This window comes from Mixta intestinalis, from assembly GCF_009914055.1.
Taxonomy (GTDB): Bacteria; Pseudomonadota; Gammaproteobacteria; order Enterobacterales; family Enterobacteriaceae; genus Mixta; species Mixta intestinalis.
On sequence record NZ_CP028271.1, the window covers coordinates 866,814 to 879,412 of the forward strand.

Here is a 12,599-nt window from a genome sequence, read left to right on the forward strand (position 1 = left end):
AACGACTATTACTTAAGCCTGCGGCTGAGTAACAACGTCTTTCATGCCTTTAACTTCGATTTCTACGCGACGGTCCGGTGCCAGGCAGTCGATCTGGGCGTTACGGCCTTTCACGCTGTCACAGGTGTTGCCAGTAACCGGGTTAGATTCACCCATGCCACGTGCAGAGATCTTGTTAGACGGGATACCTTTAGATACCAGGTAATCAACAACAGACTGAGCACGTTTCTCAGACAGTTTCTGGTTGTACTGGTCAGAACCGATGCGGTCAGTGTAACCCAGAACGATAACAGAACCATCTTTCGGATCCATTGAGCTCAGCTGAGAGTACAGCTGATCCAGTGCCTGCTGACCTTCACCTTTCAGGGTAGCTTTGTTGAAGTTGAACAGCACGTCAGATTTCAGCGTGAAGTGTTTGGTTTCAACAACCGGAGCCGGAGCCGGAGTCGGGGCCGGCATCGGAGCCACTGCATCATCCTGACCGAAGCGGTAAGAAACACCCAGGCTCAGCATGGCGTTATCAGGGCGTGTACCAACGGTACCTGCGTCGCCGATGTTGTTAACCCACTGGTAATCCAGACGGGTTGCCCAGTTTTTGGTCAGCGCGTATTCAACACCAACGGCAGCCAGCGGTGAAACGCCGGTGTCGTGGTCTTTACGGTTGATATTAGTACCAACAACGTGCTGAGTAGAGTCAGCGCGCCATACCATACCACCCAGACGGGTATAGATATCCAGATCATCCATAATCGGGTAGCTCAGTTTAGCTGCCAGCTGGATGCCTTGTGCTTTGAAAGCGCCGTTCACTACGTCGCCTTTGTACGGCATGCGGCCAAGCCAGTCATAACCCAGCTCGAAGCCAAGATAAGGATTAGCCTGATAACCAACGAATGCACCAGCGCCCAGCTGGCTTTCGTGAGTCGGGCCATCGTTATTTACGTAGTTGTTACCGTAGTAACCAGTATCGTGATACTGAGACCAGCCCAGTTTAGCACCGGTGTACCAGGTGTCATCTTTCGGAGCGGCCTGCGCTACGGTAGCGAAGCCAGCCAGTGCCACTGCAATTGCGATAGCTGTCTTTTTCATTTTTTGCGCCTCGTTATCATCCAAATAGGCAAGGAGCTTAAAGTAAGCTCTTGGTTGTAATCCTTCGCCGGGTCCTTTTGCTCGATTATTACTCTACCGGAAAACGGAGGTTATAGAGCACCCTGGCGAGATAAAGTCTACAACGTGGCGAGAAACTTACAAGTAAGATGTGAGGCAGGTGCGCAAAAAAAGACTGTTCCGTACACAATTTTTAACATCTGCCCTGATTTTTAGCGCCAAAAAAAGTATAAGTCAGTGTGGCGAAACTCAGGCGCAGCCGCGCCAGAGTAGAATCAGCGGGTTATCGGAAGAATGTCTCTGTTTTTAACTGAGATTTATCTTATATTTACTTAATGATACAAAGTTGAGTGAATTTTCAGCCTGTTTTTTTGTCCGTCAAGTAACGAACAGCCCGATTGAGGACGCATAATCAGTCCTAAAGCCTGCCCCACTGAAGCCGCTTCTTCAAGCTGGCGACGCTCATTTTCACTGATATCGTACGGAAACCATCCTAACACCACGCTGTAATTACCCGTCTGCAATGCTTTTACCATCGCTTCAACCGTACCTGCTTTTGGCTGATTGGTGATTTGCATCATTTTATCCAGCGGTAACCCGGATGCTTTCAGCCAGCTTCGACTGATCTTTTGCGGTGGAGTCAGCCAAAGCTGCCAGCGGGACTGGGTGCCCAGCTGCTGTAGCAGCGGTAGTAACAGCAGCTGCGTCAATCCTGGCTGTGCTTCACTGTAACTTAATTCGCTAATCCAGCCGTGAGCCAGCGACGGTGACAAAGAAGCATTGGGATGGCCTGACAGCGCCGCGCGAGCAAAGGAAGACTTCAGTAAATGAGTACGCATGATTATCAGCTCATGTGGTTACTGTATGGATATACAGTAATGCGATAAAAGCCTAAGATCAACCTCATTTTTTGAAAACGTCTCGCAATTTTACGACTTAAATTACGGCAAGCTCATTTAGTAATTGAACCGTTAACCAGAATTGCCTATGTTTTTAGATGATGTAAAACAGGGAGTTAGTCTGAGACTCTTAAGGAAATGGAGCCGCATATGGATACACAACAAAGGATTGCTCAATCAAAGGCACAGCTGGCCGCATTAGGGAATATCACCGTCCGCTCGCAGTTTGGTGGCTATAGTCTGGCAGTAGAAAAGGTCGTGTTTGCCTTGATCGCTAATGGTGAACTTTATCTACGTGGCTGCGAAACGTTAAATAGTTATATCAGGATCAGCAAACAGCTTTTATCACCGCTGGTCATTAATAAAAAAGGCCTGCCGGTTATCCTGCACTATTACCATATCAACGAGGCGCTGTGGGCCGATCGGCCTCTGCTTATCAAACTGTCAAAATCCTCGCTGGCGTTGGCCCGACAGCAAAAAAATGCCCGCCGAAATAACGTGCGTGTCAAAGATCTGCCTAACATGGGCGTGCGTATGGAAATGCTGTTGCGGGAGATTGGTATCAACAGCGTGCATGCTCTGCGTGAAGCCGGGGCGAAAGATTGCTGGTTACGATTAAGAGCGCGCAATCAACATTTGGGGCTGAATTGTCTGTTGGCTCTGCAGGGCGCCATTTCCGGACATCACCAGGCGGCGCTGCCTGCAGAGGTAAAAGAAGAGCTGCGTCACTGGTTTTATCACACGGTAAACGCAGGTAAAGGACGACATCGTTAAGGCGCAGACGGTAACGCAAGCTGCTTTTTCAAATGGGCGATTTCCGGAAGCAGGGCTATCAACAGGCCGATTTGCTGTAGCACCAGCTGTCCCTGGGAATCTGCTTCACTGTTTAAATGGTTAATACGGATAGATAGCGTGTTCATCATCTGCTGTACCTGTTGTTCGCTGACGATGTTGACCTGCAAAACATCGTCGACATAGCACACTGCATCGTCCAACAGCGCCAGCAGTTCTGGTTGCGTTATCTTTTCCCGATGCGCGCCCAACGCGGATATATAGCTTAAAAAGGAATGATTAAGACAAAGTAAACGAAAAGCCGCCTCACGCTGTAGCGGATCGGGGCGCATTTCCGTTGACAGATTAGAGACAACGGATGCAAGCTCAGCGTCACCGTTATGTGCATCGCGCCGCGCAATACGGTAGGTCAGGCGGTTATCTTTACCCTGATGATACTGTTCGAGGATCGCATCCAGATAACGGCAGTTCGCCGTAAAGGTTTTTTCTGCCACGGCGGGTAAACGGCGGAAACGCCAGTCTGGCCAGATGTAACTGACGGCAAGCCAGGCAATACCGCAGCCAAGCAGCGTATCGACGATACGCGGTACGGCGACCACAAAGCCTTCACCCAGCAGATTAAAGCAGAGCAGCACGAGCAGTGTAATAAACATGGTGGCATGCGCGTACTGTACCTGACGAAAGGCGAAAAACAGCACGCCGGACAGCACGATTAACAGTAGCTGACCATCAATAGAAGGTACCAGCCATAATACTGGTAACCCAATCGCGATACCCGACAGCGTGCCGATAATACGCAACGCCAGACGCCGTCGCGTGGCGTTATAACCGGGCTGGCAAACAAACAGGCTGGTTAACATAATCCAGTAGCCACGTTGCAGGCCGGTGAGCTGAATAAAAGCGTAGCCGACACAAAGTACCAATGACATACGCACCGCATGACGAAACAGCGGTGATTCTGGCGTCAGGTGACGACTAAAGCGTAGGCGAATATCGCTCCAGCCGGTTAATCCTTCGCTGGAGAGGTGGGTGTCGCTGCCGTTCTGCCGCGCCTGTTCCTGCGCCTGCTCTGATTCAATAGTTGCCAGCTGCGCATCAATCGCCTTCAGGTTTCTCAGCAGATAACGCAGCGCTTTTTGTCGTGCTTTGTCTTCCGGCGTGTCAGGCAGGCGGTCCAGCGCCGCCTGCAAATGATTAAAGGCACGTTCGAAGCGGTTATCGTGCTGATAACTCTGGCGCAGTAAAATAGCTTCCGATAACTGTCGACAGGCCTGTGCCTGCATTGTCAGCAGGCGTTCAAAACGGAACAGAATTTCACTGTAGCGCCACTCTTGTCGCAGCGCATGATACTGGATGTGGGAGGAACTGGCGCGTTCGTGAATATCCTGCGCGACGAAATAGTAATGCAGCGTGCGGCGCGTACCGCGCTGGCCCCGATCGCCGCGCAGGCGACTTTGTATCGAGGTTTTCGTTTCATTAAGTACCGCAACCAGTTTACCGTTAGCCATGGCTACATCAACTAAACCGCGATCGTCGTTCTCTTCAACATCAGGATCGAACAGATTGGCTTTGGCTTCCAGATATTGTGCCAGCAGGCTATAGCTACGCGCCAGGTTTTCCTGTAGCGGGCGAATAGGGAAAAGTAAATGCCCTACCAGCGTGAGCAGGTTATACCAGACTGCACCGAGCAGCAGCAGTATCGGCTGTAAATACCATTGTGAAAACAGGCTGATACCGAGCATGGTATAGATAGCAATCAGCAACGCGCCGAACGCGATAGTGGCATAACGCTGTCCAAGTGCACCCAGCAGAATAAATCCCCAGGCAGAAAAGGCCAGCCCGATAATGAACAGCCATGGCCAGGGAAACAGTAGTTCAACTGAAACGGAGGCAATACAAAAGCAGAGCAGGGTAATCAAAAGATTACGTAACCGTCCGGTAAAGCGATCGTCAAGATCGGCCAACGCGGCAGCAACTACGCCCAGCGTTAGCGGCAGCGTCCAGATAATTTGATCGATCCACCAGGGAAAAGCGGCGGCACCTGCCAACGCAAAAAAAATGCGGGTCAGATATAACCCGCTACTGTTGGCGATATAACGACGCATTCCTGCTGTCAGCGCTAACATTGTTTGCCCGCCTTATTGATAACGACGACGTGCATTGGCTTCGCGTGCGGCACGAGCCTCTTCGGTAGAAACCACGCGGCGACCGACCGGCCAGAGCGCGATAGCCGCCAGCTTAAAGTTAGCGATACCAACCGGAATCCCAATAATTGAAATGCACTGTGTGATGCCGACCATAATATGAGAAAGGCAGAGCCACCAGCCGAAAAAAATGAGCCATAAAATATTAAGTAACGTGCCGCCGGTGTTCATCAGGACATTACGTCGATCGGGATGCAGTTCATCAACATGAACCGCTTCATTGCCATAAGGTAGCAGCGAGAGCTTAGTGATCTCCCAGCAGGAACGCGTCAGCGGTAAAGTGAAGATAAAGATAATGCTGACCAGCGTCGCCAGTAACCAGCTCAACGTGGTAAAGAAGCCACCCAGCACAAAATTAAGGATATTCAAAACGGTACGCATTACAGGCTTCCTTCAGAAAACAGTATTTATCAGAGATAGCAGCGTTTGATTGTAACCTGTTTTATCGGTGGAGCGGTAAACTACAGCCCGGTAGACTAGCCCTTAATCGAATCCGTATACTTTTGGTTATAACGCATGGAATTAAAAGCAACTTCACTTGGCAAACATCTGGCGCAGCATCCTTATAACCGGGTGCGTCTGTTAAGCGCGGGAGTAGAAGTCAGCGGTGAAAAACATGAATATCTCATCCCGTTTAACCAGTTACTGGAGATCCAATGTAAACGCGGCCTGATTTGGGGCGAGCTGGAATTTACCCTGCCGGATAATAAGGTAGTCAGGCTGCACGGAACGGAATGGCAGGAAACGCAACGCTTTTATCATTATCTGTCGCAGGCGTGGCAGCAATGGAGCGCGGAGATGAGTGAGATCAGCGCGCAGGTATTGCAGCAGTTAGTGGATGAGCTGCTGCGAACGGCGGCTCAGGATCGCTGGCTGAAGCGAAACGAGCTGGCTGAACGTCAGGCACAAATCGAAGATACCTTTAGCGCATTGCCGTTGCCTGCTGTACGGCTTGATGATTTCGAAAATTGTAGGAGCCTGTATCAGCAGTGTCTGCACTGGCTGCACAAAGGCGAAGCCACGCTGGCAAATCATAACCAGGCCTGGACGGAACGCATGCTACAGCAGTATGCGGATTTTTTCTCCTCGGTGGAGAAGACGCCGCTAAACAGCTCGCAGGCGCGCGCTGTAGTGAATGGAGAAGAGACGCTGTTGGTTCTGGCAGGGGCTGGCAGCGGAAAAACGTCGGTGCTGGTGGCGCGTGCAGGATGGCTACTGCTGCGTCAGCAGGCGCAACCACAGCAGATATTGCTGTTGTCGTTTGGACGCCAGGCAGCGCAGGAGATGAATGAGCGCATCAAGGCTCGTCTGCATAATAACGATATTGAAGCGCGTACCTTTCACGCACTGGCACTGCATATTATTCACGAAGGAAGTAAGAAGAGGCCGGTAATTTCCCGCCTGGAAACCGACAGCACGGCACGACGCCAGCTGTTAATTGAAACCTGGCGGCAGCAGTGTGCCGGGAAAAAAGCGCACGCCAGCGGCTGGCGTCAGTGGCTAACGGATGAACTGGCATGGACGGTGCCGGAAGGCGATTTCTGGCAGGATGAAATGCTGACGCAGCGTCTGGTAAGCCGCCTGGAGCAGTGGCTGGGTCTGATGCGGATACATGGTGGTGCTCAGGCGGCGATGATTGCCGATGCGCCTGAAGCCGTGCGCGATCGCTTTGCAAAGCGTATCAAGCTGATGGCCCCATTAATGAAGGCGTGGAAAACCGCGCTGAAGGAGGAAGGGGCCGTGGATTTCTCCGGGCTGATACATCAGGCGGTAAATCTGCTGGAGAAAGGGCGCTTTATTAGTCCCTGGAAACATATCCTTGTCGATGAGTTTCAGGATATATCACCACAAAGGGCGGCGTTGTTAAGTGCCCTACGTAAGCAGAATCGTCAAACTACTCTGTTTGCCGTTGGCGATGACTGGCAGGCAGTTTATCGCTTTAGCGGCGCGGAAATGAACCTGATCAATCGGTTCCATCACCATTTTGGCAGCGGCGATAGCTGCGTGCTGGATACCACCTACCGCTTTAACGATCGTATCGGTGATATCGCCAATCGATTTATTCTGGAAAATCCTCATCAGCTGGCTAAGCCGCTAAACAGCCTGACTAAAGGAGGTAAAAAAGCGATTTCGCTATTGCCTGACGATCGGCTGGAAGATCTGTTGAATAAGATTAGCGGCTATGCGCTTTTGGACGAACGCGTACTGTTGCTGGCGCGCTATTATCATCTGCAACCGGATCTGCTGGCAAAGGCCAAAACGCGCTGGCCGAAGCTGAATCTCGATTTTATGACGATCCACGCCAGCAAGGGCCAGCAGGCGGATTATGTCATCCTTCTCGGTTTGCATGAGGGGAGCGATGGCTTTCCGGCGGCGCAGCGTGAGACGGTAATAGAAGAAGGGCTGCTGCCTGAGCCTGAAGATTTTCCTGATGCCGAAGAGCGAAGGCTGGCTTATGTCGCGTTAACACGAGCGAAACAGCAGGTATGGCTGCTCTATAATCGCCAGCAGCCATCGGTTTTTGTTGAAGAGTTTAAGCGCCTGGGCGTACCGGTATTGCGTAAACCGTAGCGATATTATTTAAGACGCGTTTGCAGATAATGTTGATAATCCGGGATCTGAACCTGAACGGCCTGAGCGAACAGCGGCGAGTTAATAATGAAGTCGGCGGTAGAGCGGTTGGTGGCGGTAGGAATATTCCATACTGTTGCCAGACGCAGCAGCGCTTTAACATCGGGATCGTGCGGCACAGCATTGAGTGGATCCCAGAAAAAAATCAACAGGTCAATTTTTCCCTCGGCAATCAGTGCGCCAACCTGCTGATCGCCGCCCATAGGGCCGCTCAGCATGGCGTTTACCTTCAGACCGGTGGCTCGCTGAATCAGATTGCCGGTAGTGCCGGTGGCATACAGCGTATGCTCCTCTAACTGCGTCTTATGCTGACTGACCCACTCCAGCAAAGATGTTTTACAGTGATCGTGCGCCACCAGAGCGATATTTTTTGCTTCAGCAAGGGTACGAGTGGTTTGCTCCATTCAGATATCCTGTTGAGAAAGAAGTGAAAAAAGAAAACAGGTCCGAGTTTACCCTTGCCTGATAGTAAACATCAACTTGCCCGTAGCGCCTTTACCCAGCTCAGCAGGCGTTGACGAGTGGCGCTGTCAACCTGATGAAACCATAGCTGTAGCAGACGCCCGGTAGGGGCATCGGTACTGACCACATCAATCGGGAATTTTTCCTGCCGCACGCTCAGCGGTGGCTGCTGGGCAAAACGTGGAACTGAGGCTATCTGGCCGTTGCGGTTATAAATCATCAACGCTTTTTCCAGATCGGTTTGTTGTTTATCGCGTAGCGGCAAGCGATCGCGACGGCTGGGTACCGTCTGGCCTGTTTCATCCACTACGATAAAGGCGTTGTTTTTATCAAATTGCCGACGATCGTGCAGATTTTCCAGCGGCGGCAGGCGAATAGAGATCGATTTTGCTTTTGCCACAAAGGTAACGATCAGCGGATTGGAGACATAGCTGCGCTTTGCACCGTTCTGGGAAGAGCCAACAGGTTTTTCAACCCGAAAAAGAAGTTGATGTTCGCCATTATCCAGCTCCAGTCCTTCGGCGCCTTTAAGCAGCGAGCCTGAAATTTTTCGTCCGTCCAGCACCAGTAAATCGATATCAGGATCGAGCTTGAGCGTAGTCGCGTAACAGGATGTTGCGAACAGCAACGCAAGCAAGCCTGAACAGATCAAACGCAGCTTCATTATTTCTCCAAAAGGTGCACGGAATCCCCGGCAGTGAATGTATCAAATTCTTACATTATGGCAGCGTGTTAACATTTTAACATATTATTTTGTGCCCTGAATCGTTAAATGTGGTCTGGAAAGTAGATGATTCATTCCTGCATGATAAATGGCCTAGAATGGTTGAATTAACAACCTCAGGAGCGGATTTATGAACGATCAACAGATTGCCGATATACTGACTTCCACTCATACCATTGCGCTGGTGGGTGCCAGCGATTATCCGGGACGTCCCAGCTATGAAGTTATGGCCTGGTTATTACAGCAGGGGTATCACGTCATACCGGTTAACCCCGGGCTGGCTGGTCAGACGTTGCTGGGGCAAAAAGTTTATGCTGCGCTGGCAGATATACCTGAGCCGGTGGATATGGTGGATGTATTCCGCCGTTCGGAAGCGGCCTGGGGCGTGGCGCAAGAAGCATTCAGCATCGGCGCGAAAACGCTGTGGCTTCAGCAGGGGGTGATTAATGAGCAGGCCGCAGAGCTGGCAAGAGAGGCGGGCCTGAACGTGGTCATGGATCGCTGCCCAAAAATTGAGATCCCGCGACTGGGATTATTGAAAAAGTAATCGATGAAAAAAAAGCCTGGCGTGGATAACCACATCAGGCTGTTGTGTGCCGTACTTGTTGCGTCAGGCCAGTAGCTTAGTGACGTAGCCGCGGGGCTAACAGCTGCTGGCGAATTGAAGCGGCTAACTCATCCAGCGACGGCTGTTCCGGGTGCTCGCTTTGCGGCTCCCCTGAAAGCTGCGCTTCGGCCAGGTAAGTATGTACCGGCTCGCCGTCATCATCTTCAGTCACCACATGATACCAGGGCGCAGCAAGCAACGCTTCGCTGGTTTCAACATCGTCCACGGCGGGATCGTCGAGCGAATATTCCGGATCAACATCAACTACCACGCCCAGAAAGCCCAACATCCTGTGACGCACCTGCTGACCAATTCCAAATTTACTGGCAATCATCAATACCTCCTGACAAACATTGCCTCTGTAAACCAATATGGTGGCAAAGGCATCGTTTTCAAGTTACAGCACGCGGCAGGCGACACCTTTCAGGTAAAGTCCTTCAGGATAGCTGGCGATCACCGGATGATCGGCAGCCTGTCGGAACTGCTCTATAAATTGTACATCACGGTGGGCATCCACGGCGGCATCGGCGATAATTTTCTGAAATAAATCAGTCGGCATCAGGCCGGAGCAGGAGAAGGTCAACAGCATTCCGCCGGGGTTGAGTAGCTGCATTGCCAGCATATTTATATCTTTATAACCGCGGCAGGCACCTGCCAGCTGGTTTTTATTTTCAACAAATTTGGGTGGGTCCATTACGATCAGATCGAATTTCTCACCGCTGTCACGATAGCTACGCAACAGCTTAAACACGTCCTCACGCAAAAATTGCGCTTTACTGACGTCCAGACCGTTCAGTTCAACGTTTTGCCGTGCAACGTCCAGCGCTGCCTGGGATGTATCAACGCTGATCACCTCGCGGCAGCCGCCGAGCAGGGCGGAAACGGCAAAGCCGCCGGTATAGGAGAAGCAGTTGAGCACGCGCTTATCCTGCGAATAACGACGTGTGGCGAAACGACTGTCGCGCTGATCCAGATAGTAACCGGTCTTGTGGCCGGTGCGGATATCTACCAGCAGTTTCATACCATGTTCGCTAATCGGTAGCAGGTCGGGCGGCAGTTCACCGCTTATCGGGCCCTGCGCCAGCGCCAGGCCCTCTTTTTTACGTACGCTGACATCAGAGCGATCATAAATGCTACAGTTAGGGTAGCACTGTTGTAGCGCTGAAATAATAGCGGGACGCTGATATTCGGCACCGGCGGACAGCAGCTGCAATACCAGGAACTGACCGAAACGGTCGATGGTCACGCCGGGCAGCCCGTCTGACTCACCAGCAATCAGGCGATAGCTGTCGAGCCCGTCGCGTGCGGCCAGCCAGTCGCGCAACTGCTGCGCGCATTGCAGACGGCGAACAAAAAAGGCGATATCGATCGATTCCTCCTGCTGCCAGCTCCAGACGCGCGCACGAATTTGCGAGTCAGGTGAATAGGCGGCGCGAGCCAGCCATTTTCCCTGGCTGTCACAGATGTCAATGGTTTCACCGCGCTGGGCTTTACCTTCCATGCGGGCAACGGCGCCGGAAAAAATCCAGGGATGACGACGGAGCAGGGACTTTTCACGCCCCTTAGCGAGAATCAATCGAACAGTCATATTTTGCTATGCTTACCAACGGAAAATGAGGCGACATTGTCCGGTGGATACCGGAAAAATGCAATCAGCGTACATCAGGGGAGAAGACAATGGCGCAACGGTGTATGAAGGCCTGGGTTTATGGACAGGTACAGGGCGTAGGCTTTCGCTACAGCACGCAAATGCAGGCACGGCAGCTCGGGCTGACTGGTTATGCGCGCAACAGGGATGATGGCAGCGTTGAGGTGTTGGCCTGTGGCGAAAGCGATAAACTGGAGCAGCTGCTGATGTGGTTGAAGGCGGGTGGACCGCGCAGCGCGCGCGTTGACAGAGTATTGACCGAACCGCATCAGTCTGCGGATGTACCGCAGCACTTTACTATCGGTTGAATAAGAGGGCGGTTAATGACAACCGCCCAGAGTATTACAAACATTTTACCGGCTTGGGCAGGCCTGCGATTTTTGTCGCCTGCTTTGCCGGGCCATCAGGAAAGAGACGAAACAGATAGCGGCTGTTACCTTTCTCTTCGCCAAATTTTTGTGCCATCGCCTTAACCAGCATTCTGACTGCAGGCGAGGTATTAAATTCCATATAAAAGTCACGTACGAAGTGCACCACCTCCCAGTGCGCCTCGCTCATTTCAATCGACTCTTCCGCTGCGATCGATAACGCCAGCTTTTCACTCCAGTCTGCCGGGTTAAGCAGGTAACCCTGCGCATCGCGCGCGATATCTTTACCTTCAAACAACACGGTATTGCCTCACTGAGTAAACCTGCGCCTAGTTTAGCAAATTTAACGGCGGCAAAAAATAAAGCCCCGCAGAGCGGGGCCTGACAATAACAGACGGTACGATATTAGTCGTTACGTGAAGCGAAGCCCAAAATGCTGAGCAGACTGACAAAGATGTTATACAGCGAAACATACAGACTGATAGTGGCACGAATATAGTTGGTTTCGCCGCCGTGAATAATATTGCTGGTTTCCCACAGAATCGCACCGGTAGAAAAAAGGATAAACAGCGCGCTAATAGCCAGCTGTAAACCTGGCAGATGCAGGAAGAGGTTTGCGATTACCGCAACCAGCAGCACGACAAAGCCTGCCATCATCATTCCACCGAGGAAAGACATATCCCGGCGTGTGGTCAGCACATAAGCGGAGCAACCGAAGAAGACCAGCGCGGTGCCGCCAAGCGCCAGAGCAATAGCATCGCTCATGCCTGCCGACAGAAAAGCGTTAAGAATAGGGCCCAGGCTGTAGCCGAGAAAGCCGGTAAAGGCAAAAGCGGCCAGAATACCTAACGGGCTGTTTGCCAGACGGTAGGTAAGAAACATTAGCCCGTAAAAGCCAACCAGCATCAGGATAAGACCTGGCGCAGGCAGATTTAAAAGCGTGCTGACGGTGGCGGTCACGGCGGAAAATGCCAGCGTCAGGCCCAGCAGAAAATAGGTGTTACGCAAAACTTTGTGAGTGCTCAGCAGCGAACTACTGCTGCCAGAGCGGGAAATGATACGATCCATAATGCACCTCATACAGGGGTCACAATCCTGGCACAGAGCATACGAAGCGCAGGAAAAAGGGAAAAGTCGTTTTACCCTTCTTTACGCGTTAG

14 protein-coding genes are annotated in these 12,599 nt (G+C 51.7%); 4 read left to right on the top strand and 10 right to left on the bottom strand.

What is annotated here, in order from left to right; all coding sequences use genetic code 11:
- Positions 1–12: 12 nt before the first annotated feature.
- Both ompA and sulA read right to left on the bottom strand, forming a co-directional pair.
- Positions 13–1,086, bottom strand: a complete 1,074-nt coding sequence (ompA, locus tag C7M51_RS03980; RefSeq protein WP_160620606.1) for a porin OmpA — start codon at positions 1,084–1,086, stop codon at positions 13–15.
- A 350-nt stretch (positions 1,087–1,436) separates the two neighbouring features.
- A complete protein-coding gene (gene sulA / locus C7M51_RS03985) occupies positions 1,437–1,943 on the bottom strand; it encodes an SOS-induced cell division inhibitor SulA (RefSeq protein ID WP_160620607.1) in 507 nt (168 codons plus the stop codon).
- Positions 1,944–2,153: 210 nt separating this feature from the next.
- On the opposite strand from sulA, the gene C7M51_RS03990 reads away from it, so the two are divergent.
- Entirely contained in the window at positions 2,154–2,777 is a 624-nt protein-coding gene (locus C7M51_RS03990) for a TfoX/Sxy family DNA transformation protein (protein WP_160620608.1), read from the top strand.
- Here C7M51_RS03990 and yccS read toward each other — a convergent pair.
- Together yccS and C7M51_RS04000 are read right to left on the bottom strand one after the other, a co-directional pair.
- The gene (yccS, locus tag C7M51_RS03995) at positions 2,774–4,921 is read right to left on the bottom strand and encodes a YccS family putative transporter (RefSeq protein ID WP_160620609.1); all 2,148 of its coding nucleotides are present in this window, start codon (positions 4,919–4,921) and stop codon (positions 2,774–2,776) included. The two genes, C7M51_RS03990 and yccS, sit on opposite strands and share 4 nt — an antisense overlap.
- A 12-nt stretch (positions 4,922–4,933) precedes the next feature.
- Positions 4,934–5,380 (bottom strand): YccF domain-containing protein, encoded by a 447-nt coding sequence (locus C7M51_RS04000; protein ID WP_160620610.1) that lies wholly within the window; start codon positions 5,378–5,380, stop codon positions 4,934–4,936.
- Positions 5,381–5,515: 135 nt separating this feature from the next.
- Between C7M51_RS04000 and helD the strand changes: the two genes are divergently transcribed.
- Positions 5,516–7,570, top strand: a complete 2,055-nt coding sequence (gene helD / locus C7M51_RS04005; RefSeq protein ID WP_160620611.1) for a DNA helicase IV — start codon at positions 5,516–5,518, stop codon at positions 7,568–7,570.
- A gap of 5 nt (positions 7,571–7,575) precedes the next feature.
- Here the strand turns inward: helD and C7M51_RS04010 are convergent, their stop codons facing one another.
- Complete coding sequence (locus C7M51_RS04010; RefSeq protein WP_160620612.1) at positions 7,576–8,034, bottom strand: methylglyoxal synthase; 459 nt, start codon at positions 8,032–8,034, stop codon at positions 7,576–7,578.
- A 71-nt stretch (positions 8,035–8,105) separates the two neighbouring features.
- Positions 8,106–8,756: a DUF2057 family protein gene (locus tag C7M51_RS04015; RefSeq protein ID WP_160620613.1), complete on the bottom strand. Its 651-nt coding sequence runs from the start codon at positions 8,754–8,756 to the stop codon at positions 8,106–8,108.
- A gap of 190 nt (positions 8,757–8,946) precedes the next feature.
- Here C7M51_RS04015 and C7M51_RS04020 point away from each other — a divergent pair, with 190 nt between their 5' ends.
- Positions 8,947–9,363: a CoA-binding protein gene (locus tag C7M51_RS04020; protein WP_160620614.1), complete on the top strand. Its 417-nt coding sequence runs from the start codon at positions 8,947–8,949 to the stop codon at positions 9,361–9,363.
- A gap of 76 nt (positions 9,364–9,439) precedes the next feature.
- On the opposite strand, the gene hspQ is transcribed toward C7M51_RS04020, so the two are convergent.
- Together hspQ and rlmI are read right to left on the bottom strand one after the other, a co-directional pair.
- Positions 9,440–9,757, bottom strand: a complete 318-nt coding sequence (hspQ, locus tag C7M51_RS04025) for a heat shock protein HspQ (protein WP_160620615.1) — start codon at positions 9,755–9,757, stop codon at positions 9,440–9,442.
- A gap of 63 nt (positions 9,758–9,820) precedes the next feature.
- Positions 9,821–11,011 (bottom strand): 23S rRNA (cytosine(1962)-C(5))-methyltransferase RlmI, encoded by a 1,191-nt coding sequence (gene rlmI / locus C7M51_RS04030; RefSeq protein WP_160620616.1) that lies wholly within the window; start codon positions 11,009–11,011, stop codon positions 9,821–9,823.
- An 89-nt stretch (positions 11,012–11,100) separates the two neighbouring features.
- Here rlmI and yccX point away from each other — a divergent pair, with 89 nt between their 5' ends.
- A complete protein-coding gene (yccX, locus tag C7M51_RS04035; protein ID WP_160620617.1) occupies positions 11,101–11,379 on the top strand; it encodes an acylphosphatase in 279 nt (92 codons plus the stop codon).
- Positions 11,380–11,413: 34 nt separating this feature from the next.
- Here the strand turns inward: yccX and tusE are convergent, their stop codons facing one another.
- Both tusE and yccA read right to left on the bottom strand, forming a co-directional pair.
- On the bottom strand, positions 11,414–11,740 hold the full coding sequence (tusE, locus tag C7M51_RS04040) for a sulfurtransferase TusE (RefSeq protein ID WP_160620618.1): 327 nt from the start codon (positions 11,738–11,740) through the stop codon (positions 11,414–11,416).
- 104 nt (positions 11,741–11,844) lie between these two features.
- Positions 11,845–12,507: an FtsH protease modulator YccA gene (yccA, locus tag C7M51_RS04045; protein WP_160620619.1), complete on the bottom strand. Its 663-nt coding sequence runs from the start codon at positions 12,505–12,507 to the stop codon at positions 11,845–11,847.
- Between the last annotated feature and the right edge of the window lie 92 nt (positions 12,508–12,599).

Coding starts and splice junctions, on each gene's coding strand:
- rlmI (WP_160620616.1), bottom strand. CDS start 11,011: ATGACTGTTCGATTGATTCTCGCTAAGGGGCGTGAAAAGTCCCTGCTC.
- C7M51_RS04000 (WP_160620610.1), bottom strand. CDS start 5,380: ATGCGTACCGTTTTGAATATCCTTAATTTTGTGCTGGGTGGCTTCTTT.
- yccA (WP_160620619.1), bottom strand. CDS start 12,507: ATGGATCGTATCATTTCCCGCTCTGGCAGCAGTAGTTCGCTGCTGAGC.
- helD (WP_160620611.1), top strand. CDS start 5,516: ATGGAATTAAAAGCAACTTCACTTGGCAAACATCTGGCGCAGCATCCT.
- ompA (WP_160620606.1), bottom strand. CDS start 1,086: ATGAAAAAGACAGCTATCGCAATTGCAGTGGCACTGGCTGGCTTCGCT.
- sulA (WP_160620607.1), bottom strand. CDS start 1,943: ATGCGTACTCATTTACTGAAGTCTTCCTTTGCTCGCGCGGCGCTGTCA.
- yccX (WP_160620617.1), top strand. CDS start 11,101: ATGGCGCAACGGTGTATGAAGGCCTGGGTTTATGGACAGGTACAGGGC.
- C7M51_RS03990 (WP_160620608.1), top strand. CDS start 2,154: ATGGATACACAACAAAGGATTGCTCAATCAAAGGCACAGCTGGCCGCA.
- yccS (WP_160620609.1), bottom strand. CDS start 4,921: ATGTTAGCGCTGACAGCAGGAATGCGTCGTTATATCGCCAACAGTAGC.
- C7M51_RS04015 (WP_160620613.1), bottom strand. CDS start 8,756: ATGAAGCTGCGTTTGATCTGTTCAGGCTTGCTTGCGTTGCTGTTCGCA.
- C7M51_RS04010 (WP_160620612.1), bottom strand. CDS start 8,034: ATGGAGCAAACCACTCGTACCCTTGCTGAAGCAAAAAATATCGCTCTG.
- hspQ (WP_160620615.1), bottom strand. CDS start 9,757: ATGATTGCCAGTAAATTTGGAATTGGTCAGCAGGTGCGTCACAGGATG.
- C7M51_RS04020 (WP_160620614.1), top strand. CDS start 8,947: ATGAACGATCAACAGATTGCCGATATACTGACTTCCACTCATACCATT.